Below are 22901 nucleotides of genomic sequence, written 5' to 3' on the forward strand. Positions count from 1 at the left end.
AATTTAGAAACTCATAGAGAGGGAAAGGCTGGCATTACGGCCATCGCCAGGTGAATGAACGGTGTCAGTTTGGTACACGCCGTTGCTATCTACACCACCAAAATCGTATACATATTCGTAGTACTCATCAGTGAGGTTATTAAGCTGCAACTTTATGGTGGCCCAGTCTAGGTGGTAATCGGCGCTGGCATTGAGCAAAGTGTAATCACCGTATTTTTTGCCAGCATTTTCTTCATTAACGTAATAATCGCCTTGGGCATCTAAGTGAACGCGTAAAACGAGTTTTTCTGTGGCGTCGAAACTTGCGCCAAGCGATGCGGTAAAATCAGGAATACTTCTTAATTGATTGCCTTTAGTTACGTTTGCGGTATCACTTGGCGTGACAATTTCAGTATCGATATACGAGTAATTTGCCCATACGGTAAATGCGTTAGATACCTGCCAGTTACCTGCTAAATCAATACCGTTTCGCGTTGTTTCGCCAACGTTCTTTTGTTCACCATCAATTAATACAAACTCGTTTTTGGCTTTTTGTACCCAATACGATGCGCGTAGTTCAACAGCATCTGCACTCCATTGCGAGCCGATTTCTGCACCGTCGTTGTGCGTCATTTCGCGGGCGTTAATATCGCCACTGGTAAACGCGGCTTTACCTGTTGGGTGTTGAAAGCTTCTGCCAGTATTGAAAAATACCGCTGTGTTATCGGTAAGTGCGTAAATCACATTAAGTTTAGGTTGAACAACTAGGCCAAAATCATACATTTCACGGTCGCTGTGCGTACCATCTGCGGCAAACTCGCTGTAATCACCCGAGAGGTCATCAACACGTAATGCTACATTCCAGTTCAGTTTGTCATTTGGCTGATGCTGAAGTTGCAGGTAACTGCCTTTTGTGTCGTAACTAAACTGACGGTTACGTTTCACAACTTGATCATCACGCTCTCGCGTTTGACCCACTGTGCCAAAACGTTGCTCAATAATCTCTTCGTTTTGTAGGTCAACGCCCCATAACAGCGTCCAATTTGGGTCAATTTGCCATGTTAACGTTGAAATTGCGCCGAGCATATCTTGATCATCAAAACGGTTTTGAATATCACTGTGCGCTGAAAAACGTACCCAACGATTACGCTGAAAGTTTTGGCTATAAACTTTTACTGCCCAATCAACTTGGTTATTAATAGCGGTATCGTAATGCAGGCTAATATGATGATTTTCTTTCACGCCACCATCTTGGTTTGCATAATCAGCCGACATGGTTGGGTTATCCCTTGCTTCTTGTTCGCTCAAATAACCTGGGGCTGAACCTTCATATCGGCTATAGCGGGCAATTGCACCAAGTGTTGAGTCGCTATTTAATTGCCAGTCCCACCGGCCCGAAATGGCTTTTTTGGTAATGTCGGTGTGGTCACGATAGCCTTCATTCTTACGATAACCTAAAGAGTAGCTATGTGATAACGTATCACCTTCTTGGCCAAAATAACCTTGAATTTCACGGGTATTAAAGCTGCCTAGGGTCAGCTCTAGGTCAGCACTGCTGTCGCTTCGTGACTTTACTTGATAGTTACCGGCAATATTAAATAATCCATAACGGGGATCGCTGGTGGCACGAAACATTTCGATATGATCAATGGCAATCGGGAATAACTGGTCGAGTTCACCATAACCTGCGTGCATATTCGCTGGAATGCCGTCGATCAATAATTTAGCGTGAGGGCTGGCCCCGTCTCCGGCAAAACCACGAATTGATAAAATGGTATTCACGATGCCTTGGTTAAAACGCGATAGATAAACTCCCGGCACTTTAGTAAATAACTCTTTTAAATCATCAATATGTTGATAACTAATTTCTTCACGGCCCATATAATCAAATGAACCCGCAAGGTTAGATGAGCTAACCGATGACGATTTACCAATTACCACAATTGATTCAAGTGACTTGTCTTGATTTGCCACAGCGAATTGAGCGCAAAGTGCAATCGATATGGCGCTTAGAAATAAAGGAAGGCGGCTGATTTTCACAAACTACTCCGAAAATAAACAATTAAACAAGGGATAAATAGGTGCTTTCAAGTGACTCGAATGATTCGCTTTGCGGCAGTTCGGCAACTTGTTTACCTTGGTGCAAAATACTGATGCGGTCAGCAAGTAAATGAGCACAACTGAGATCGTGTGTGATCATCACGGTCATTACCCCTTTTTCGCCAAGTTGTTTAATTAAGGCGACAAATTCGCGCGTAGCAACCGGATCAAGGCCGCTAGTTGGTTCATCAAGTAGCATTAGGTTGGCATTTTTTAATAGTGCCAATGCGATAGCGGTTTTTTGTCGCATGCCTTTTGAATAAAAACGCGTTGGTCTATCGAGCGCTTCTTGATTTAAGCCACATTGAATAAGCGCATCGCGTAGGGCGCGGTCATCAACATCAAGCGATGCCAGTGAGGCAAGGTATGCAAGGTTTTCTACTGCTGAAAACTCTGGGTATAAACTAACGTTTTCAGGTAGATAAAAGATATGCTGATCTAATTTAAAATTGCTAGCAAAAATTGAGTCGCCGTTAAGCAGCACTTCACCCGCATCGGGTAGCGTATTGCCCAAAAGCATATTAAATGTTGTTGTTTTACCGGCGCCGTTAGAACCAAGTAGGCAGTAAACCTCGCCTGAATGTAAGTTAAAGCTCAACTCGCTCACTGCGGTTTTGTTGCCAAACTGCTTGGTTAAGGCCGAAACACTAAGAGTGTTGTTTTGCATAATGCTTGTACAACCAAAAGTTATTAATGAATGAAACAGCACTAAAACGGGACTGAAGATAACAAGTGTTTTAGTGTTACTGAGAAAAATTGATTTATGTTATATTATAACATTAAAGTAAAGTAAACCTTTGTGCGATGAGAATCGCTCGCATTACGCTTTATTTGATTAGCGCAATGTAATTGTCTTTGTTGTGTTGCCAAGCTACAGTGAGGCCTTCTCAGAACCAGTTTAAAGCAATGAAAATATGATAGATTTACGCAGTGATACCGTAACCACACCGTGTGCAACAATGCGCGAATTGATGGCCAATGCTCCTGTCGGTGACGATGTATTTGGTGACGACCCAACGGTAAATGCGTTGCAGCGCAAAGCCGCAGAATTAACCGGCCACGAGGCCGCATTATTTGCGCCAAGTGGCACGCAAAGTAATTTATTGGCTCTTATGGCCCATTGTCAGCGTGGTGATGAATACATTGTTGGTCAAGACGCCCATACCTATAAATATGAAGGTGGTGGTGCAGCAGTGCTTGGCAGCATTCAGCCACAGCCAATAGAGTTTGAAAAAGATGGCAGCTTGTCACTCGAATTAGTTAAACGAAAAATTAAGCCGAACGATCACCATTACGCGCGCACGCGTCTTTTGTCGATTGAAAATACGGTTTCGGGTAAACCGCTGCCAATGGCTTATTTATCCAACGCCCGCAAGTTTTGTGACGAACATGGTTTAGGCTTGCACTTAGATGGCGCGCGGGTATTTAACGCTGCGGTGCATCATCAAGTTGCGATTAAAGACATTACCTCGCAAATGGATTCGGTATCGATTTGCCTATCGAAAGGCCTCGGAGCGCCGCTTGGTAGTGTGCTATGTGGTTCAAAAGCCTTTATTCATGAAGCACATAAGTGGCGTAAAATGCTTGGCGGCGGCATGCGCCAGGCAGGTATTGTTGCAGCTGCGGGTTTGTATGCCCTAGAAAACAATATTGACCGCTTGGTTGAAGACCATGAAAACGCCGAGTTTTTAGCGACAGAGCTGTCTAATATCGACGGTATAAGTGTTACTTTGCAGGCAACCAATATGGTGTTTGTGCAATATCATGCGACTAAGCCAGTTACTGAATTTGCCGACTCACTTTATCGTCAAGGCGTTAATATTTGCCCTGGCGAGCAAATTCGGTTGGTACTTCATAAAGATGTGACACGCGAAGATTGCGTTTCAGTGGTTGCTGCAATAAAGAACGCACTTTAGTTATATTTGCATTGAATTGTTAAAATAAACGTTAAGGCAGATATTGGTTATCTGCCTTAGTATGAGTGTAATGTGGCACTAAGTTACGCTTTAGTATTTACCAGTAGTAATCGAAGGTAAGGTACCACGCCGCAAAGTCCCCTTGATTGATTTGCATATTGCGGTCGAAATACGCATCTTGATTGAGGTATTCAAGGTATAGCCATCCCGGGCCATAGTCGTATCGCACGCCCGGCGCAAACGCATAAACAGTGTCACCGTCTACACCATTGGTGTTTGATTTAGCTAAGGTCACATCTAATACAAAATACCAATCACCCAACGTATAACCAATTTCGCCAGCATAGCGGGTGTTGTCGATTGTGCTTGCGACATCGGGATTGGCTGCAAGATAAGCCTGTGGTAAATCGCGCTTACCGTCAATGTAACTGAGTTTGGTAGTAAGCTGGTCAAATTGGCCTTGGTAGTAAATTACATAAGCGCTGTGTTCGCCATCGGTACGTCGGTCTCCTGTGATCAACTCCTCTAGTTTACCGTTTTGGTAGGATGCGGCAAAGGTGTGTTGTTTGTTAAATGTGTAAGAAAAATCAACAACTGCGGTGTCTACTTTTCGGTAGGTAGAACTGCTGCCCCAGTGGCGATTGTCATCGGTGCTGTCGGTTGATTTACTTGCCCAGTCATCAGCCAAATAATAGGCAAGTTGGTAATTGAATTGGTTAACACCACCTTGGTATTTTACGCCGACATCCATTTGGTCACCGTAAGCGGCTAAAAATATGTCCCCTGGCCAAAAATTAGCGGTTTTCCAGCCAAATGGCACTTGGCTTTTGCCAAAGGTCAGTGAGTTATTGTCATTAATAGCATAACCTAGCCATGCTTTATGCATAACGTATTTTTGCCCGCTTGAATTGTTATCAACGTCGGTAAAACTGCCGGGCCCTAGGCGAAATTCTGCAGAGTAAAACCAAGGTGACTTATCTGATTTTGCACCATCCAAGTAACCAATAATTGCTTGGTCGCCAAAATCGGTTTCGTGGGTGTCTTCGTTAAAGCTGTAGTTAATCCAAAAGCCGCCTGCCAATGAGGGCGATGCTGCGAGCGGCGCCGAAATTGTAAGTGCAAACAGCGAGGTAAATAAAAGGGGTTTCGAGTTCAACATAAATACCATGTAAATAGATGACTTTAAAATAGCTTAGACCATAAATTATGAAGTTGACTAGCACTAGATTGCAAACCATATTTAATTCAATACTAGTCATATGTAGTTAGATCAATGTCGATTTCCAAAAAACTTATCATTGCTTTTTTAGTTACCATAACACTGCCTATTGTTGTGATTGCTGTGATCATGATTAATCAGACCCGCAATTTAGCGCACGATAATTTTACTATTGCCAATACGCGAGAAGTGACGCAGATAGACAAAGCGATTTCGCTTTTTTTCGAAGAGATCAGTAAAGACGTTGTGTACATTGCGAAACACCCCGATTTAGTGGCGGCCAAAAGCGGTATTAAAACATATATGAATAGCGCATCCTCGAGTCAAATTACGCCAGAACAAAACGACGTAATTGAACAACGGGTATTCGATTTGTTTTCACAATTTGGTGAATCACACGAGGGCATTTCCTATATTTACATGGGTAATCAACAAGGTGGCTATACGCAATGGCCAAAAGGCAGTGTGAGCGCTAACTATGACCCACGACCGCGCCCTTGGTTTAAAACAGGCACAGGCGCGACAACGAAACCGATTCGTACCCAAGCGTATTATTGGGAACCTGATGACGCGGTGATTGTCTCCACCGTGATGTCTATTAAAGATAGTGCAGGTAGCAATTTTGGTGTAACGGGCATGGATGTGTCGTTAAAAGGCTTAACGAGCATGATCCAAAATATCAAAATGGGTGAGTCGGGTTTTTTAATGTTAATAGAAGATTCGGGCAAAATTTTGGTTGATGCCAAACACCCTGAGAATAATTTTAAAGAATTTGCGAGTGTTAAAAACAATCTATACGCTGGATTAAGCCGCATGGAATCTGGCGATACCACCATTGAAATTGATGGCGATGTTTATCTTGCCAATGTGTATACCTCAGCCAAACTCGATTGGAAGTTTATCGGCCTGCTTAAAAAATCAGAAGTAATGGCGAAAGCAAATACGCTGATGGTGATAATTATTGTGGTGAGCTTAATTCTGATTGGTATCTTTTCTGTACTCTCGGTGTATATTTCTAAATTAATATCTCGTCCGATTGTTGAGGTGACCCGTGGTCTTGAAGATATTTCGCAAGGTGAAGGCGATTTAACCCAACGTTTAAAAATTCGTACGCAAGACGAAACTGGACAACTGGCTAATAGCTTTAATCAATTTTTAAATTCGATTGCTGATTTGGTGCGAGAGATTAATGGCTCTTCTGCTAATGTAAGCAACGCATCGGAAGTTAGCTCACGTTTAGTTACGTCGATGAATTCATCGTTAATGACGCAACAATTAGCGCTTGAGCAAGCTTCTACCGCTATTAATGAAATGGCGGCGACCGCCAACGAAGTTGCATCAAGCTGCGCATCGGCAGCAGATTCAGCCAATTCAACTAAACAATCAGCCGTTGAAGGGCAATCGTTAATTAATAAAACGGTATCTAGTGTGTCGGGGCTGTCAGACACTATCGCAAGTACAGAGCAAAATGTGCGTGATTTAGACAGTGAAAGTGAAAGCATTACCACAATTTTAGATGTGATCCGTGGTATTGCTGAGCAAACAAATTTGTTAGCACTTAATGCCGCAATTGAGGCAGCGCGCGCAGGCGAACAAGGCAGAGGCTTTTCGGTGGTAGCAGACGAAGTACGTGCGCTTTCACAACGTACATCCGAATCAACAGAAGAAATTGCACAGCAACTTGGTAAACTTAGAAATATGACCCAAGCGATTTCAAAAGAGATGTCACAAAGCCTCGATATATCCTCGCAAACCGTTGAGTTCACAAAACAAGCGCAAGCCAGTTTTGATTCCATTACGCATTCGGTTGACCTTATTAGTGATATGAACTCGCAAATAGCCACCGCAGCAGAAGAGCAGCAACATGTAGCGGAAGAGATTAATCGCAACGTTGTGGATATTAAAACCGGTGCGGATGAAATTTCCGGGCTTGCCAATGACGCTGATGAAAATGCCAATAGCCTGGCATCGCTTTCAGCCGCTTTAACTGCGTTGGTTAAAAAGTTTAAAACCTAACGCTTGTTTGTCAGTTATGGTGAGAAGAGGCTGTAGCAGGTGGTAAAATAGCGCGAGCTACTCTAAGCACTGCAGCTTCGATGCGTCAGAGGCTAGTGTGCTGCTTGCGATATTGCATTGGGGTGAACCCGGTGTATTTTTTAAACGCGGTGTAAAACGCTGATTTAGAGTTAAAACCCGCATCCATTGCAATATCGAGAACAGTTTTATTACTATTTGTGAGTTCATTCTTAGCGTGTTTTACACGGTAGCCATTTACATAATCAAAAAAGTTGACTTTTAAACGCTCGTTCAATGTTTGAGAAATATAGTTGGATGAAGTATTGATACTTTTTGCAAGTACTGGCAATGACAAGGCGGCGTTTAAATACTCTTGGTCGGTCTGCATTGCGTTTTCCAATTTGTTTGCAATGTGCTGTAAATTATCTTCACTTAATACCGAAGTTTTATATTTATTCTGCTCCGCTGACAACACAGTAGGTTCATCATCTTTACTAATGTCATCAAATATTTCTTCAAAACCTGGCTTTTGGCGAAGCGCCCAAGTCGCTAAAAAGATTACGGCTATGAGTAAGAGTAAGCTTGAAAAGGGCGTATACATTTCACTTGGAAAGAGCAAATTATTGAGTGTTAAATTGATGGCAAATAATCCCCAAGGAATACCTACTAAAAGTGCAAGCGCTGTAAGCCAACCCATTTCTTTTTGTTCTGTTGTCGCAAAAATATCTTTTAAATGTGTGCGGTAGCGGTTTAAACGAATAATGGTTTTAACCACATAAAATGCCGATTGTAATACCCAGCCAATCACCAATAAAAAGGTGATAATTAATCCAACATACACACTATATCGCAAGAAGGGTGATACGCTTTCAAGTACCACATCATCACCGTCGACCAAAAGTCCGTGTTGAATTTCGTTAGGTAAAACTAATGTGAAAAGTGAAATAAATAGTCCGATTGCGGGCAGTGCAAAATGCCATTTGTCGTGTTTGGTAAGCGTCCATTTCGATTCTGCTGTAAGGCTTTTAATGTAAAACCAAAAGCTCGGGGCAATGATTAATAATGCAGGTAACGATACGATAAGTTGCGTTTGCCGCCACTCTGGTGCGAGTAATTTTAAGCTGGGTTGGCATATCACAATTGCAATGGCAATAAAGCAGCAAGAAAGGTACGCATAGCCGAAATTTTGGCGTTTTTTAGTAATAAGTAAACTTGCGTTAAAGCCTAATAAGGTAATTGTTGCAATGTTAATCGCAAATAAGTAAATCTCTGATGGTTGCAAGTTAAATCCTTTTATTTCTTTATAAACAATATCTTATTTTTTTGTTGTTTCTTTGTGGTTCTGCTCAACAGATTAGAACGATATTGCTTTAGGTATTTTACATAATCGTTTCTAACTTAACTAGCGTATGGCGTAAGGATGAAAAAATGACATACCAAAATACAATGATGATAGAACCAAAAGAATTAAAAACACCGTTTAATTGGGCTGGCGTTAGCTTTTTACTCTTTATGATAGGTATTCCTGCAATACCGGCAGTATTTATTTTTGCTTTAGTTGTAATGGGTAGTGGTGTTGAGTCACCACTTAGTGAAATGATTAACGCGCGCTATTTTGATATGCCACTGGTGATTATTTGCCATGGCATATCAGGTATTGTGTTTTTTTTAACAATGCCATTTCAGTTTTCACCAAAGTTAAGACAAACAAAACCGCGCTATCATAAAATTAATGGCTACTTTGCTTTTATTTCAGCATGTGTGATGGCGGCGTCTGGTGTGTGGATGCATCATGTATTTTCGCCTAATGAATTTGGCGCGCGCTATGTGAGTTTGGTGATAGTTGCGATAGCTATTTTCTTAACGTTTGTTATTGCTGTTAAGTATGCAATTAAAAAGGATTTCAAACAGCATCAGCGTTGGGTGTATTTTGCAGCAGCTGCTAGTTTAGCGGTTGTTAGCCCACTATTTTTAGAAATTATTGCGATGTTAATGGGCAAAGTTGGAGCTGAACTTATGCATGATTATGGGCGTTTAATCGGCTTGGTTGTGAATCTTCAAATTGCACATTGGTTGTTTAAAAAGAACCATAGCTAGCGATTAATTGGTAAACCTTGAGGTATTTAAGGGAAATTAAGATGTTTAGAGGTCGCTACTAAAGTGGGAAGATACATAAACTAAAACACTTTAGAAAAAAGCCAGTAACAGGGTTACTGGCTTTTTAGGCTGAAACTTATAGAGCTGATTTTTACTGAGCTTCTTTTTACTGAACAAGGCTAATAATCAGATTAAATGCTGATTCTTTATCGTGAGCAGTCTCAGCATGTAAAATAAGTTGCTCACCTAGTATTAATGTTTGCTGCTGTACTTGCAGTCGTGCTGTTTCATCTTCAATACCATCAATGTCTGACACATGGGCAAGGCCAATGGTGCGGCGCACAAGCTCAGTGCCGCCAAAGCCAAGCGCATCTTTAATGATTTGATTGACAAAATATTCTGCATAGCCTGGTGCCTGAAGCGATAAATCACGGGTATGCTGTTTAGCAAGTGAAAGCCAGGTTGCTGTAAATTCGTTGATTACTTGCTGAATCGTCGTCAGTAAGTAGGTTTGCATTTGGCGGCGTTTTGGAATTTCACTAATACGGGCATTTTGTGCACAATAATTAAGTAAAAAGTTACCAATAAATGAGCCTAAATCAAAACCAATTGGGCCAAAAAAACCAAATTCTGGATCGATCACCTTAGTCGACTGCGCATCAACAAAAATGCTGCCTGAATGCACATCGCCGTGCAATAAGCTTTGTGGCGACGATAAAAATAGCTGCTTTAATTTAGCCACTTTAACGAGCAGTTCGGTGTTTTGCTTAAGCTTCTTTACCTCACTTTCAAGTGTCGCTGGGTAGTTATTGCGCAGAGAGGTGCGGTACGGATCATCAAAGAATAAGTCTTCAGTGATGGCGCACAGCTCAGGGTTTGTGAATTCACTTACTAAGGCTTTCTTTTCTGCAGGTGTTAAGTAAAAGTCTGAGTAATAGAAACTGGTGGTTGCCAGGTAATTTGCAAGTTGGCTGCCTAAGTTTGGAAAGGTTGTTGCCTGATTTAGTTCGCCACGCAAAATCGCCATATGGCCTAAATCTTCCAAAATGGTTAGGGCAAGTTCGGTATTTTTGTGCAGCACTTTTGCTGTGAATGGTTTGCACACCGCGACATGCCTTTCAAGTACAGCCGCTTCAATACGTGCTCTATCAAGGGTTAACGGCCACGACTCACCAACACAACGGGCATAGGGTAATGCCTGCTTTAAAATAATGCTGTTACCGTTTTCATCAGCGATGCGAAAGACTAAATTGAGATTGCCATCACCAAACTCATTACAGGTTAATTGTGCATTTGGGGCAAAAAATTCGTTTAACTGTGCAACATAGTTAAGTGCACGCTCATTATCAAAAGCAATATAGTCAGCCATGGTGTTCGCTATTCAAAAATACAGATAATTACAGAATTCCATACTGATGAATGTTTAGATGTCTATACTTCTTTGTGTCTTGGTGTAAAATGAGCGCGTTAATATTTCGGAGTTTCACAGCATGCAAAATTTGCTCGCGCGCAGTCTTAAATATCAAGGCGGACAGTTATTCGTTTTAGATCAGTACCTTTTACCACATCAGCAGCATTGGCATGTGTGTAACAGTGTGGCTGAGATGCAAGAATTGATTTTGACGTTAAAAGTGCGTGGGGCGCCGCTAATTGGTTTAGCTGCAACCCTGTTAGTTGCCCATTTAGCAGAGCAAGGCGTATCGCATAGCCAGCTTGCAGAAGCAATAAATGATTTAGAGGCAACGCGTCCAACAGCGGTTAATTTAATGCATTGCATGAAGCGTATGCGCCAAGCATTAGCTGAAACTAATTTTGTTGATGCATTGGTAACTACTGCCGAGCAGCTATTTAATGAAGATATTGCGCTGTGTGAAGCCATGGCAAGCCTAGGCGCTACGCTTATAAAACCGGGCGATAATATTTTAACTCACTGCAATACTGGCGCGTTAGCAACAGCAGGGGTGGGCACAGCACTGGGTGTTATCCACCACGCCCATCAAAAATACGGTGATATTCATGTTTGGGTCGATGAAACACGCCCATTACTGCAAGGCGGTCGTTTAACGGCATTTGAGCTTGAAAGTTGGCAAATTCCGTACACCCTTATTTGTGACAATATGGCCGCAAGTTTAATGGCTGCGGGTAAAGTAGATAAGATTTTTGTGGGTGCAGATCGCATTGCAGCTAATGGTGATTTTGCCAATAAAGTCGGCACCTATAATTTGGCCGTGCTGGCACATTTTCATAATGTAGAATTTTATGTGGTTGCACCAATCACCACTTTAGATGTTGACTGTGAAAGTGGTCAACATATCCCAATTGAAGAGCGTGCTGATGCTGAGGTAAAAGGTGTCAGTGGTAGTTTTGGTGAGTGCCAATGGGCACCAAACAATGCCAAGGTGTTTAACCCTGCCTTTGATGTAACGCCAGCACACCTGGTGACGGGTTGGGTACTTGATACCGGAGTTTACAATTTGCAGCAAGCAAAAAACGGCGCGTTAAAACAGCTCTAATAAGCCTTATTAAATATAAAAAGAGCACCAAATGGTGCTCTTTTTTGTTTACCTAATCTAAGATTGGAAACTCAGTGGCAATCTTGCTTTCGGTGCTTTGTGCCACCCAACCGGCTTCGTTATCGAAAAAACGGATTGCGGTAAATTCAGGATCGCTGCCCATATCAAACCAATGCTTAGTGTTAGCCGGCACTGAAATTAAATCACCTTGTTGGCAAAGCACTTGATACACTTTGTTGCCTAAATGCAGGCAGAATAAGCCTTGGCCTTTGACAAAAAAGCGTACTTCGTCTTCGCTATGCGTATGCTCAAATAAAAACTTCTGTCTTAATTCAGCTGCCGCCGAATTACCTTTAGTAAGTGAAATTACATCCACCGTTTGGTAGCCGCCGTCGTGTTGCACACGTTTAATATCGGCGTCATAGGCGTTTAAAATATCATCTGAACTATGGCTTGCGTCAATTTCAAATGCTGCTTGCCAGTTTTCAAATATCACACCTACTTGATTAAGTTGTTGCTGAATTTCAGTAAAGTTTTCGCTCTCTAGCTGTGCGCTTGCTGCATCGTCGTGACGGTAAATAGTGAGTTTGCTCATACAAATAATGCTTCATCAAATTGGTTAAAATCGTCAATTGCTGGGTGTTGGTCGCTTTTTTCTTGGTTATCACGCCATAGCTGCAAGGTGTGCATGCCCGCACTTTGAGCAGCATCAAGTTCTGCCACGGTGTCGCTTAAAAACAACACCTCAGAGCCAGCAAAACCAATCTTTTCAAGAATATTGGTGTATGAACTTGAGTCTTTTTTAGCGCCAACATGGGTATCAAAATAATCGCTGAACAGTGGGCGAATATCACCATAGTCAGAATGTTCAAACAATAAATGCTGTGCTTTTACCGAGCCAGACGAATAAACAAAAAGGCTTATGCCCGCATCTTTTTGCTGGTTTAAAAAATCATAGGCATCTGGGTAAATATGGCCTGTGAAATCACCTTGTTGATAGCCCGTTTGCCAAATCAGGCCTTGCAATTGTTTAAGTGGTGTAATTTTTTGATCCGTTGCAATCCAATGTTGCAGTGCATCTATGACCTCGGTAAGGCTGGCGTCTGGCCTAGCAAGTTCAGCTTTTACTGCATCAATTTGCACGCTTACCGTGGCATCGCTTTGGTTTTCTTCAACAAATGCAGCAATATGTTTTGCCGCATACGGAAACAAAATATCTTTTACAAATGAAATGCGGGTAATTGTGCCTTCAATGTCGGTAATGATGGCCTTAATCATAGTGATGACTCCAACTTAATGCGCTCAAGTTCGCATGCAAATAAAAACTCCAGCCCTTCAATGTGGCGACGTGTTTCAGCTACACTGTTGCCCATCGCATATAAACCATGACCTCGAATAAGCACACCATGAATAATTGGCTCTTGCTCGTGGCGTTTTGCAACAAGTTCTGCCAAGCGATCAATATTTTGGTCATTATCAATAATGGCTATAGAAAGCGTACTTTCGTGACTGTTGATGCCGCGTAATGATTTTTGCATTTCATAGCCGTGAATTGCCAAGGTATCACCTTTTATAAAACGCGATAACACAGTGGCGGCAACGGAGTGGGTATGTAATACACATTCAGTGCTTGGCTGAAGTTGGTACAATTTTAAATGAAGTGCCGTTTCGGCAGATGGCTTTCCTTGGCCTTTGCTAATAGCGCCTTGCTGATCGAGCTCTAAAAAGTGTTCAGGGGCAAGGTATCCTTTATCATGGCCACTTGCGGTGACAACAAAACCTGTGTCTGTTTTAATTGAAAAATTACCACCAGTTGCCGGTACCCAGCCTTTATTGCTGACCCAACGACCCACTTCAATCAATGCACTTTTTGCGGCATCATTATGCATAATAGGTTACTCGAAAATAAAAACTCAAAACATTTAGACGGCTATACATCCGTTTTTGGCAATGATAGCATCGCTTTTGTTAAAGCACCATCAAGATTAGAGGTATCGTGTGCAAAGTAAATTACCAAATTTAGGCGTCAGTATTTTTTCGCAAATGACCGCATTGGCAAATGAACACCAAGCGCTTAATTTATCGCAAGGTTTTCCAGAGTTTGATACGCCTGAAGCGCTTAAAAACAAACTGAACCTTTACAGTGCACAAGGGTTTAATCAATATTCGCCATCCAGTGGAGTACCCGCATTACAGCAGCAAATTGCTGATTTGGTTTTGCGAAAGTACGCTTTAACTATTTCACCAGAGGCATCGGTAACCGTTACATCAGGGGCAACAGAAGCGCTTTATGTCGCAATTCAGGCACTCGTAAGCCCAGATGATGAAGTGATAGTGTTTGACCCGGCTTATGATTCTTATCAGCCAGCGATTGAACTTGCCGGTGGTAAAGCGGTTCATATCGCGTTAACAGCGCCCAATTACCAAATAGATTGGCAGCAGGTCACGGGCGCAATTACCGATAAAACCAAAGCGATTATTATTAATTCGCCACATAACCCAAGTACTAAAACGCTAAAACAAACAGACATTAATGCGTTGAAGCTACTGCTTGAACAGCAGGATTTGTACCTCATCAGCGATGAAGTTTACGAGCATATTTGCTTTGATGGTGCCACACATTTAAGCGCGCTTGGCGATGACGCACTGTTTTCCCGCAGTTTTGTGGTTTCGAGTTTTGGTAAAACCTTCCACTGCACGGGGTGGAAAATGGGTTACTGTGTTGCCCCTGAAAAGCTGATGGTGGAGTTTCGTAAAATTCACCAGTATGTGACATTTTCTAGCTTTACCCCCGCGCAACTGGCATTAGCCGATATGCTTAAAGAAGAGCCAAACCACGTTGACGAATTAAGTGCGTTTTATCAGCACAAGCGCGATGTGTTAAGTAATGCATTAGCAAATAGTCGTTTTACACTGTTACCAAGTGAAGGTACCTATTTTTTATTGCTTGATTATTCCGCCATCTCAGAATTAGATGATGTGGCATTTTGCGAGTATTTAGTAAAAGAAGTTGGTGTTGCTGCCATTCCTCTTAGCGTGTTTTATGAAAATGCCCCTGGCGATCGTGTGATTCGCTTATGTTTTGCTAAGGAAGACGCCACCCTAATCGCCGCTGCGGAGAAGTTATGTCAGCTATAAATAACAGCTTAAAAGTCGCCTTAGTGCAAAGTGATATTGCATGGCTAGACGTTACTAAAAATTTAAATAGCTTAAGCGAACAGCTGAGCAATCTAGATTCGGTTGATTTAATTTTGTTACCTGAAACTTTTGCTACAGGTTTTGCCATTAATTTAGATGTTGCAGAGCCAAAGCAAGGACCAATTTTAGATTGGATGTTAGCACAAGCAAAAGGTTTAAATGCAGTATTGGCGGGTTCGGTGTTAGTGAGCCAACAAGGCAAAAAAGCGAACCGCTTTTACTGGTGTAGGCCAAATGGCACGGTGGAATTTTACGATAAACGCCATCTGTTTTGTTTAGGTAACGAAGGTGATTTTGTAAATGCCGGTGTTGAGCGAAAAATCATTACGATAAATGGTTTTAGGTTGTTACCTCAGGTGTGCTACGACTTACGTTTCCCAGTATTTCAACGCAGTCGCAACGACTACGATGTAATGGTTAATGTGGCTAATTGGCCTGCAGCACGTCGCCGTATTTGGGATACCTTATTGCAGGCGAGGGCAATTGAAAATCAATGTTACGTACTCGCTGTTAATCGCGTCGGTGATGATGGTAATGGTGTTGCACACAATGGCGGTACGGCTGCCTATGACTTTACGGGTGAAACGCTCGTTGCCGCCGAGGATAACCAAACGCAAGTAATCACAGTTGAACTGACTAAATTGGCATTAAACGCATTCAAAGAAAAGTTTCCTGCCCATTTAGATGCGGACCAATTTACACTCCCTAATATTAAATAGGTAAAAGTGAGTTTGGTTACCACTCGCTAGCTAATGTTTGTTGTATTAAACCTAAAAGCTGTTTTAAGCGTATTACTATTTACCCTTAAAACAGTTTAGGTGTTCAATGAAATTGTCTCTTGCTACGGGGTTGATGTTTATGGCAGCAAACACTCACGCTAATATCAATCTCAACCAATTAGAATGGATGGTTATAAACGACTCGGTGATGGGAGGCGTTTCAAATAGCCGCGTAATTGTTGGCGATAATAAATTAACCTTTACGGGTGATGTGTCACTTGCCAACAACGGTGGTTTTGCATCATTTCGAGCGCCTATTTCATTTGAGAATACCAATATTGATTCCCTTAGTTTGAAGGTTGTAGGTGATGGTAAACAGTACCAGCTGCGTCTTCGGGTGGATGGTTATTACGACGGCCCTGCGTTTGTGTATCATTTTAAAACTGAAGCAGGTAAAGAACATACGTTTAATTTGTCGGACCAAGACTTTGTTTTAATGTTTCGCGGTAGGCAGTTTGAGTCGGACTATCAACTTCGTTTTGATGATGTGCGCTCGCTTGGTTTTATGATTAGCAATAAACAAGCAGGTGATTTTAGTTTGCAGGTAAAGCACATAGCACTATTACAAAAAGTGTAGTCGCCGGAAAGCCGTTAATTTTAGGTTAAGTTTACTATTGGCATACTAGCCACAACTTCAACGAATTGTTTTTTAGAATTTGTTCAAAGTTAGTTTTCCCAAGTAGTTGTTTTACACAAGTACACCATTTGCCCACAACCTTCTGTGGGCTTTTTTTTGGCTATAAAAAAGGCGCTAAATGCGCCTTTGTTTGATTGTAGCTTCACTCGTTATTTAATATCAAAACGGTCAAGTTGCATTACTTTTGTCCATGCTTTTACAAAGTCGTTTACAAAACGTTCTTTTGAATTATCAAACGCATATACTTCAGCAACCGCACGTAATTCAGATGAAGAACCAAAGATTAAATCAACAGGTGTTGCTGTGTATTTAACAGCGCCTGTTTTACGGTCTTTTCCTTGGTACACATCGCCTGCTTTTTGCCACTGAGTAGACATATCAAGCAAGTTGACAAAAAAGTCATTGTTTAGTGTGTCTTTTTTATCTGTAAATACGCCATTGCTTGAGCCGTCTGTATTGGTATTTAGCACCCGCATACCGCCAACTAATACCGTCATTTCAGGTACAGTTAGAGCGAGCTGATCTGCTTTATCTACTAAGGCGTCGGTTGGTGATTTGTAATAACCTTTTTCATAGTAGTTTCTAAAACCGTCAGCACTTGGTTTTAGTAATGAAAATGAGTTTACATCAGTTTGTGCTTGGGTTGCATCACCACGCCCGGCAACAAATGGTGCGCTTACTTTAACCCCTGCATTTTTAGCTGCTTTCTCAACTGCAGCTGCACCTCCGAGTACTATCATATCAGCAAGTGAAATTTTGCTGCGACCAAAAGTTCGGTCATTAAACTCATCTTTAATTTCAGTAAGTTTGGCAATGACTTTCGCAGTTTGTGCTGGGTTATTTACTTGCCAATCTTTTTGTGGCGCAAGTGCGATACGTGCACCATTTGCACCGCCGCGCATATCAGAATCACGGTAGCTTGATGCTGACGCCCATGCTGTTGCGACGAGTTCAGATACTGAAAGACCTGAATCTAAAATTTGCGCTTTTAGTTTTTTAATGTCTTTATCACTTACTAGTTTGTAATCTGGTTTGTCGATAGGATCTTGCCAAATATGCGCTTGTTTTGGATATTCGTCACCTAAGTAATTATCAAGTGGACCCATATCGCGGTGGGTTAATTTAAACCACGCTTTGGCAAATGCGAGGCGGTATTCTTCAGGATCTGCCAAAAAGCGCTCTGCAATTTTGCGGTATTCTGGGTCAAATTTTAACGCCAAATCTGCTGTATTCATCACAGGTGGATTGTACTTGCCCTTAACGTGCGCATCCGGAACTGATTTATGTAACGACTCATCGGTAGGTACCCAAATAATCGCACCAGCAGGGCTACGTGATTGTTTCCACTCAAAATTAAGTAAGTTTGATAGGTATAGTGATGTCCACTTGGTTGGTGCTTGTGTCCACGCACCTTCTAATCCACTGGTAACTGTGTCTTCTGAATGGCCTTTACCGCATTTGTTTTTCCAGCCAAAACCTTGTTGCTCAATTGGCGCTGCACCCGGTTCTTTCTCTAAACACTTATTCGCTTTGTGAGCACCGTGCATTTTACCAAAGGTGTGGCCACCTGCGATAAGTGCAAGCGTTTCTTCATCGTTCATAGCCATACGTGCAAATGATTCACGAATATTTTTAGCTGAGCCAAGTGGATCGGGTACGCCACTTGGGCCTTCAGGGTTTACGTAAATTAAGCCCATATGAACTGCAGCCAGTGGGCGCTTTAATTTGCCATCGCTATCGCGACGATCGCTTGCTAACATTTCAACTTCTGGACCCCAGTAAACCATATCCGGTTCCCAGTCATCATCACGTCCAGCGGCAAAGCCGTACGTTTTAAAGCCCATATTTTCTAAAGCTACATTACCCGCAAGTACAATTAAGTCACCCCAAGAGATAAGCTCACCGTATTTTTGTTTTACAGGCCACAGTAAGCGACGTGCTTTATCTAGGTTACCGTTATCTGGCCAGCTGTTTAATGGGTTGAAGCGTTGTTGACCACCGCCCGCGCCACCACGGCCATCAAGCGTACGGTAAGTGCCCGCGGCATGCCACGTCATACGAATAAAAAATGGGCCATAGTTACCCCAGTCGGCAGGCCACCATTCTTGTGAGTCAGTAAGCACAAAATCGATGTCTTTTTTAAGTGCATCCATATCAAGCTGTGTAAATGCCTTTTTATAATTAAAGTCTTCACCTAATGGGTTTGAGCGCACATCGTGATCGCGAAGTGGTGTTAAATCGAGTTGATTTGGCCACCAAAATAGGTTCGATTTCGCTTGGTTAGGCATTACTTTGCCCATACCAATCGCGCCTTTGGGCTTGCTCATCGTGTCTTTAGCAAATGCAGATGTTGCGCTTAAAGATAGTGCTACAACAGCGGCAATAGAAGTATATTTTAATATCTGAACGGATTTCATTTTTGAATTCCCCTTATGATTTATGGGTGTATTAACGCAGCAAAGTATAGAAGGGAATTTAAATAACTAAATTTGATAATTACTAAGTTGATATTCGTTTTTTTAGATAATTGTTATGTAAACATTTTTCCTGCCATATTTTTTTTGAAAACGCTAATCAAAAAAACACATAGTCACCATCGGTATTTTTGAATTATGGCTTAACTTATTGAAGTTTAGTTGTTTTATTTTCATTTTAGTGTTGGGAATAGAAACAGCCGAGTCAGTGATGTGGTTATTTCGTGTAAATCGATTATTATTGAAAAAACATTCGATTTATAAGAACTATAATGATTTCATTGAAACAGCTTCATTACGCCTTAGCCGTTGAAAAAACGCTACATTTTAAAAAGGCCGCAGACAATTGCCATGTTTCGCAATCAACGCTTAGTACCGCGGTACATGAGCTAGAAAAACAATTAGGTGTGACTATTTTTGAGCGTAACAATAAACATGTGTTTATTACTGACGAAGGTAAGTTAATTCTTGAAAAAGCCAAGCGCATTAAACTTGAAGTAGACGAACTGACGTTGCTGGCAAAGTCCAATAAAGCGCCGCTAGCAAGCCCGATGACGATTGGTGTAATACCGACGATTGGCCCTTTTTTACTGCCAAAGGTATTGCCGAAAGTGCGCACTGAATACAGCGACTTTAAGTTGAAAATCGTTGAAGACCAATCACATGTATTGGTTGAAAAACTGCGCGAAGGTGAGCTTGATGCTGCAATTTTAGCCTTGCCATACGATATTGACGGTTTAATGGCATTTAATTTTTGGCAAGAAGACTTTTACTGGGTGAGTCATAAAGACGAATGTGCACTAAATTTGCGTGAAATTACCACCAATGAGTTTGATCTCGACAAATTAATGTTGCTAAAAGATGGCCACTGCTTAAAAGAGCATGCACTAGCGGCATGTAAATTAGAAAACACCAACAACGACAATCAACTAGACTCAACCAGTTTACACACATTAATTCAAATGGTTGCCGGTAAACTAGGCACAACCTTAGTACCTCAAATGGCCCTTGATCAACTAGTGAAAAACGAAGGTGAGCTGGCTGCGGTACATTTAAACGAGCCAGGTCCGCATCGCACAATAGCGCTTGTGGTTAGGCCTAATTATGTAAGAACCAGTGATATTGTATTGCTACAGCAGCTTTTTGAAAATGAATTAAAAGACAAATGTTATGCGGGTTAAAGCCGTAATCTAAGTATTTGCCAGATCATGAATTTTGATGTTTTTTTGACCTTGGCACTGCAAAACAGCATTTGATCCTGTATAACTAATTGAGCGTATAAATATTTTTACGTTCACCGACATGAATTGTTAACTGATTTTAACGAGCAAAATAAAGCAATTTTGATGCGTTTAATTGAGGTATGAGTGGTTCGGTTATCTCAATTCAGAATGCTTCCCCTGCATTCTTGCCTAGCATTATTTCCACATAGGCAATTGGCACACGGATTCTTTTAAGCGTGAAAAAACGCTGCTTGTTAGTCGTTTTAATAAAAATGTCGTCTCAATGAACCCGTCAGACAAACAAAGGAGATGCGCGATGTCATCAAGTAAATGCCCATTTACATCAGGAAGTATTACGCAAACTGGAAAATCGAACACAGATTGGTGGCCTAATACCCTCAATCTCAATATTTTGCATCAACATGATTCAAAAACTAACCCACTCGGTAGCGATTATGATTACCGCGAACAATTAAAGCAGCTTGATTTTTCTGCGCTGAAAGCCGATTTAACCGCACTTATGACTGACAGCCAAGATTGGTGGCCTGCTGATTGGGGCCACTATGGCGGTTTAATGATCCGCATGACATGGCATGCTGCGGGTAGTTATCGCGTTGCAGATGGTCGCGGTGGTGCAGGCACTGGCAATTTACGCTTTTCACCGCTTAATTCATGGCCAGATAATACCAACCTCGATAAAGCGCGTCGTTTACTGTGGCCTATTAAGAAAAAGTACGGCAACAAGGTAAGTTGGGCAGATTTAATTGCCTATGCTGGCACCATCGCCTATGAGTCGATGGGGTTAAAAACTTATGGCTTTGCGTTTGGCCGTGAAGATATTTGGCACCCAGAAAAAGATACTTATTGGGGCGCAGAGAAAGAATGGCTTGCCACATCAGAAAATGACAACAGTCGTTATTCAGGTGAGCGCGACTTAGAAAATCCATTAGCTGCAGTAATGATGGGATTAATTTATGTTAACCCAGAAGGGGTTGATGGTCAGCCTGACCCACAAAAAACCGCCCACGATGTGCGTGAAACTTTCGCTCGAATGGCAATGAACGACGAAGAAACAGTGGCGCTTACTGCTGGTGGTCACACGGTAGGTAAATGTCATGGTAATGGTGATGCAGCGAAACTAGGCCCTGAACCAGAAGCAGCTGATATTAACGAACAAGGCCTTGGTTGGAATCATCAAGAAGGTAACGGCTTAGGTGCAGATGCAATAACCAGTGGCCTTGAAGGGGCGTGGACAACCAATCCTACTCAGTGGGATAACGGCTATTTCGAATTACTACTCAACCATGAGTGGGAACTTAAAAAGAGCCCAGCAGGTGCGTGGCAATGGGAACCTGTCGCGATTAAAGAAGAGGATAAGCCGTTCGCGGTTGATGGCAACGGCAAACGTAATAATCCCATTATGACTGATGCTGATATGGCGATGAAGGTTGACCCAGAATATCGCAAAATTTCAGAGCGATTCTATAACGACCCAGCTTATTTTTCTGAGGTGTTTGCACGTGCATGGTTTAAATTAACGCACCGTGATATGGGGCCAAAAGCGTGTTATATCGGCCCTGATGTGCCAAAGGAAGATTTAACATGGCAAGATCCTATTCCAGCTGGCAATACAGCTTATGATGAACAAGCGGTTAAAGCGGCAATTAAAGCCAGTGGTTTATCTATTACTGAAATGGCGACAACCGCATGGGATAGTGCGCGCACTTTCCGTCACTCAGATAAACGCGGCGGCGCGAATGGCGCGCATATCTGCTTGCAGCCGGCTAAAGATTGGCAAGGCAACGAGCCTGAAAAACTTGCTAAGGTGCTAAGTGTGTATCAAGCAATCTCAGATGAGCATAATATAAGCGTTGCTGATGTGATTGTACTTGCGGGTAATGTTGCAATTGAACAGGCGGCAAGTGCAGCCGGCTTTACAGCAAGTCTAACCTTTAACAAAGGTCGTGGTGATGCTTCTCAAGAGATGACCGAAGTAGACTCGTTTGCTTATTTAGAGCCCCTACATGATGGTTTTAGAAACTGGCAGCAGCAAACGTTTTCTGTCAGCCCTGAAGAGTTATTGCTAGAACGTGCCCAATTATTAGGGTTAACGGCGCCAGAAATGACCGTGTTAATAGGCGGTTTACGTGTACTTGGCTGTAATTATGGTGACTCTCAAGCAGGTGTGTTCACTGACCGAGTAGGGCAACTTACTACCGACTTTTTTGTCAATCTCACAGACATGCATTATGAGTGGCTGCCAACAGGCGATAATCAATACGTACTGCGTGATAGAGCGACTAAAGAGGATGCTTGGCAAGCTACGCGCGTTGATTTAGTGTTTGGCTCAAACTCAATTTTGCGTGCTTATGCAGAAGTTTATGCACAAGATGATAATGGTCAGAAGTTTGTAGATGACTTTGTTGCGGCATGGACTAAGGTAATGAATGCCGATCGCTTTGATTTAGCAAGCTAGCATTTCGCCAAATAAAAAAGCCTTTCTATTTAATTGAATAGAAAGGCTATTTAAATTGTTTTTTGATGATATAAATTAACTTTCTTGTTTTTACCATAGGCATGTTTCCTTAAATGTTGGTTTCACTTTATCTTATTTAAATAACAAGTAGCTTCCACCCACAGCCACACCCGTTACAATCGCAGCGGTCATACCCGCGGTTACTAAACCAACTACCACAAACGCAGTTAAAGCTGCTGTCATTACAATATCAAATACGTTGTTCATTTTTTAT

General features: G+C 42.0%; 19 protein-coding genes. 9 read left to right on the top strand and 10 right to left on the bottom strand.

Annotation, left to right across the window (positions count from 1 at the left end):
- Nucleotides 1-3: 3 nt before the first annotated feature.
- Together L1068_RS11335 and L1068_RS11340 are read right to left on the bottom strand one after the other, a co-directional pair.
- A complete protein-coding gene (locus L1068_RS11335) occupies nt 4-2019 on the bottom strand; it encodes a TonB-dependent receptor (protein WP_237130354.1) in 2016 nt (671 codons plus the stop codon).
- A 22-nt stretch (nt 2020-2041) separates the two neighbouring features.
- Entirely contained in the window at nt 2042-2746 is a 705-nt protein-coding gene (locus L1068_RS11340) for an ABC transporter ATP-binding protein (RefSeq protein ID WP_237130355.1), read from the bottom strand.
- A 247-nt stretch (nt 2747-2993) separates the two neighbouring features.
- Here L1068_RS11340 and ltaE point away from each other — a divergent pair, with 247 nt between their 5' ends.
- Nucleotides 2994-3995: a low-specificity L-threonine aldolase gene (ltaE, locus tag L1068_RS11345; RefSeq protein ID WP_237130356.1), complete on the top strand. Its 1002-nt coding sequence runs from the start codon at nt 2994-2996 to the stop codon at nt 3993-3995.
- Nucleotides 3996-4092: 97 nt separating this feature from the next.
- On the opposite strand, the gene L1068_RS11350 is transcribed toward ltaE, so the two are convergent.
- Nucleotides 4093-5154, bottom strand: coding sequence for an OprO/OprP family phosphate-selective porin (locus tag L1068_RS11350; RefSeq protein WP_237130357.1), 1062 nt, complete (start codon nt 5152-5154; stop codon nt 4093-4095).
- A 114-nt stretch (nt 5155-5268) separates the two neighbouring features.
- Between L1068_RS11350 and L1068_RS11355 the strand changes: the two genes are divergently transcribed.
- Nucleotides 5269-7230: a methyl-accepting chemotaxis protein gene (locus L1068_RS11355; RefSeq protein ID WP_237130358.1), complete on the top strand. Its 1962-nt coding sequence runs from the start codon at nt 5269-5271 to the stop codon at nt 7228-7230.
- 85 nt (nt 7231-7315) lie between these two features.
- Here L1068_RS11355 and L1068_RS11360 read toward each other — a convergent pair whose 3' ends face one another.
- The gene (locus tag L1068_RS11360) at nt 7316-8512 is read right to left on the bottom strand and encodes an AraC family transcriptional regulator (RefSeq protein WP_237130359.1); all 1197 of its coding nucleotides are present in this window, start codon (nt 8510-8512) and stop codon (nt 7316-7318) included.
- Nucleotides 8513-8658: 146 nt separating this feature from the next.
- Here L1068_RS11360 and L1068_RS11365 point away from each other — a divergent pair, with 146 nt between their 5' ends.
- Nucleotides 8659-9327, top strand: coding sequence for a DUF2306 domain-containing protein (locus L1068_RS11365; protein ID WP_237130360.1), 669 nt, complete (start codon nt 8659-8661; stop codon nt 9325-9327).
- 166 nt (nt 9328-9493) lie between these two features.
- On the opposite strand, the gene mtnK is transcribed toward L1068_RS11365, so the two are convergent.
- Nucleotides 9494-10696 carry an S-methyl-5-thioribose kinase gene (gene mtnK / locus L1068_RS11370; RefSeq protein WP_237130361.1) on the bottom strand — a complete coding sequence of 401 codons (1203 nt, stop codon included), beginning with the start codon at nt 10694-10696 and terminating at the stop codon, nt 9494-9496.
- A 121-nt stretch (nt 10697-10817) separates the two neighbouring features.
- Between mtnK and mtnA the strand changes: the two genes are divergently transcribed.
- Nucleotides 10818-11840 (top strand): S-methyl-5-thioribose-1-phosphate isomerase, encoded by a 1023-nt coding sequence (gene mtnA, locus L1068_RS11375; RefSeq protein WP_237130362.1) that lies wholly within the window; start codon nt 10818-10820, stop codon nt 11838-11840.
- Nucleotides 11841-11892: 52 nt separating this feature from the next.
- On the opposite strand, the gene L1068_RS11380 is transcribed toward mtnA, so the two are convergent.
- From L1068_RS11380 to L1068_RS11390, 3 genes are read right to left on the bottom strand one after another with little or no spacing between them, the layout of a single operon-like run.
- The gene (locus tag L1068_RS11380) at nt 11893-12435 is read right to left on the bottom strand and encodes an acireductone dioxygenase (protein ID WP_237130363.1); all 543 of its coding nucleotides are present in this window, start codon (nt 12433-12435) and stop codon (nt 11893-11895) included.
- Complete coding sequence (gene mtnC, locus L1068_RS11385) at nt 12432-13118, bottom strand: acireductone synthase (RefSeq protein ID WP_237130364.1); 687 nt, start codon at nt 13116-13118, stop codon at nt 12432-12434. The genes L1068_RS11380 and mtnC overlap by 4 nt, the downstream gene beginning before the upstream one ends.
- On the bottom strand, nt 13115-13729 hold the full coding sequence (locus L1068_RS11390) for a methylthioribulose 1-phosphate dehydratase (protein WP_237130365.1): 615 nt from the start codon (nt 13727-13729) through the stop codon (nt 13115-13117). The genes mtnC and L1068_RS11390 overlap by 4 nt, the downstream gene beginning before the upstream one ends.
- Nucleotides 13730-13883: 154 nt before the next feature.
- Between L1068_RS11390 and L1068_RS11395 the strand changes: the two genes are divergently transcribed.
- The 3 genes from L1068_RS11395 (at nt 13884) to L1068_RS11405 (ending at nt 16394) form a co-directional block, all read left to right on the top strand.
- Complete coding sequence (locus tag L1068_RS11395) at nt 13884-14978, top strand: methionine aminotransferase (RefSeq protein ID WP_237130447.1); 1095 nt, start codon at nt 13884-13886, stop codon at nt 14976-14978.
- On the top strand, nt 14966-15757 hold the full coding sequence (locus L1068_RS11400; RefSeq protein WP_237130366.1) for an amidohydrolase: 792 nt from the start codon (nt 14966-14968) through the stop codon (nt 15755-15757). Before L1068_RS11395 ends, L1068_RS11400 begins: the two co-directional genes overlap by 13 nt.
- A 106-nt stretch (nt 15758-15863) precedes the next feature.
- Nucleotides 15864-16394, top strand: a complete 531-nt coding sequence (locus tag L1068_RS11405) for a CIA30 family protein (protein ID WP_237130367.1) — start codon at nt 15864-15866, stop codon at nt 16392-16394.
- 209 nt (nt 16395-16603) lie between these two features.
- On the opposite strand, the gene katG (L1068_RS11410) is transcribed toward L1068_RS11405, so the two are convergent.
- On the bottom strand, nt 16604-18871 hold the full coding sequence (gene katG, locus L1068_RS11410; protein WP_237130368.1) for a catalase/peroxidase HPI: 2268 nt from the start codon (nt 18869-18871) through the stop codon (nt 16604-16606).
- A gap of 329 nt (nt 18872-19200) precedes the next feature.
- On the opposite strand from katG (L1068_RS11410), the gene L1068_RS11415 reads away from it, so the two are divergent.
- Both L1068_RS11415 and katG (L1068_RS11420) read left to right on the top strand, forming a co-directional pair.
- Complete coding sequence (locus L1068_RS11415; RefSeq protein ID WP_237130369.1) at nt 19201-20109, top strand: hydrogen peroxide-inducible genes activator; 909 nt, start codon at nt 19201-19203, stop codon at nt 20107-20109.
- A gap of 358 nt (nt 20110-20467) precedes the next feature.
- Nucleotides 20468-22627 carry a catalase/peroxidase HPI gene (katG, locus tag L1068_RS11420; protein WP_237130370.1) on the top strand — a complete coding sequence of 720 codons (2160 nt, stop codon included), beginning with the start codon at nt 20468-20470 and terminating at the stop codon, nt 22625-22627.
- Between the two features lie 132 nt (nt 22628-22759).
- Here the strand turns inward: katG (L1068_RS11420) and L1068_RS22070 are convergent, their stop codons facing one another.
- Nucleotides 22760-22894, bottom strand: a complete 135-nt coding sequence (locus L1068_RS22070) for a hypothetical protein (protein WP_267884436.1) — start codon at nt 22892-22894, stop codon at nt 22760-22762.
- Nucleotides 22895-22901: the final 7 nt, after the last annotated feature.

The organism is Pseudoalteromonas sp. MMG024, assembly GCF_021654175.1.
Taxonomy (GTDB): Bacteria; Pseudomonadota; Gammaproteobacteria; order Enterobacterales; family Alteromonadaceae; genus Pseudoalteromonas.

What these genes read in the sequence shown, in the direction of transcription:
- L1068_RS11340 (WP_237130355.1), bottom strand. Translation starts at nt 2,746, where the DNA reads ATGCAAAACAACACTCTTAGTGTTTCGGCCTTAACCAAGCAGTTTGGC.
- ltaE (WP_237130356.1), top strand. Translation starts at nt 2,994, where the DNA reads ATGATAGATTTACGCAGTGATACCGTAACCACACCGTGTGCAACAATG.
- L1068_RS11350 (WP_237130357.1), bottom strand. Translation starts at nt 5,154, where the DNA reads ATGTTGAACTCGAAACCCCTTTTATTTACCTCGCTGTTTGCACTTACA.
- L1068_RS11355 (WP_237130358.1), top strand. Translation starts at nt 5,269, where the DNA reads ATGTCGATTTCCAAAAAACTTATCATTGCTTTTTTAGTTACCATAACA.
- L1068_RS11365 (WP_237130360.1), top strand. Translation starts at nt 8,659, where the DNA reads ATGACATACCAAAATACAATGATGATAGAACCAAAAGAATTAAAAACA.
- mtnK (WP_237130361.1), bottom strand. Translation starts at nt 10,696, where the DNA reads ATGGCTGACTATATTGCTTTTGATAATGAGCGTGCACTTAACTATGTT.
- mtnA (WP_237130362.1), top strand. Translation starts at nt 10,818, where the DNA reads ATGCAAAATTTGCTCGCGCGCAGTCTTAAATATCAAGGCGGACAGTTA.
- L1068_RS11380 (WP_237130363.1), bottom strand. Translation starts at nt 12,435, where the DNA reads ATGAGCAAACTCACTATTTACCGTCACGACGATGCAGCAAGCGCACAG.
- mtnC (WP_237130364.1), bottom strand. Translation starts at nt 13,118, where the DNA reads ATGATTAAGGCCATCATTACCGACATTGAAGGCACAATTACCCGCATT.
- L1068_RS11390 (WP_237130365.1), bottom strand. Translation starts at nt 13,729, where the DNA reads ATGCATAATGATGCCGCAAAAAGTGCATTGATTGAAGTGGGTCGTTGG.
- L1068_RS11395 (WP_237130447.1), top strand. Translation starts at nt 13,884, where the DNA reads ATGACCGCATTGGCAAATGAACACCAAGCGCTTAATTTATCGCAAGGT.
- L1068_RS11400 (WP_237130366.1), top strand. Translation starts at nt 14,966, where the DNA reads ATGTCAGCTATAAATAACAGCTTAAAAGTCGCCTTAGTGCAAAGTGAT.
- L1068_RS11405 (WP_237130367.1), top strand. Translation starts at nt 15,864, where the DNA reads ATGAAATTGTCTCTTGCTACGGGGTTGATGTTTATGGCAGCAAACACT.
- katG (WP_237130368.1), bottom strand. Translation starts at nt 18,871, where the DNA reads ATGAAATCCGTTCAGATATTAAAATATACTTCTATTGCCGCTGTTGTA.
- L1068_RS11415 (WP_237130369.1), top strand. Translation starts at nt 19,201, where the DNA reads ATGATTTCATTGAAACAGCTTCATTACGCCTTAGCCGTTGAAAAAACG.
- katG (WP_237130370.1), top strand. Translation starts at nt 20,468, where the DNA reads ATGTCATCAAGTAAATGCCCATTTACATCAGGAAGTATTACGCAAACT.
- L1068_RS22070 (WP_267884436.1), bottom strand. Translation starts at nt 22,894, where the DNA reads ATGAACAACGTATTTGATATTGTAATGACAGCAGCTTTAACTGCGTTT.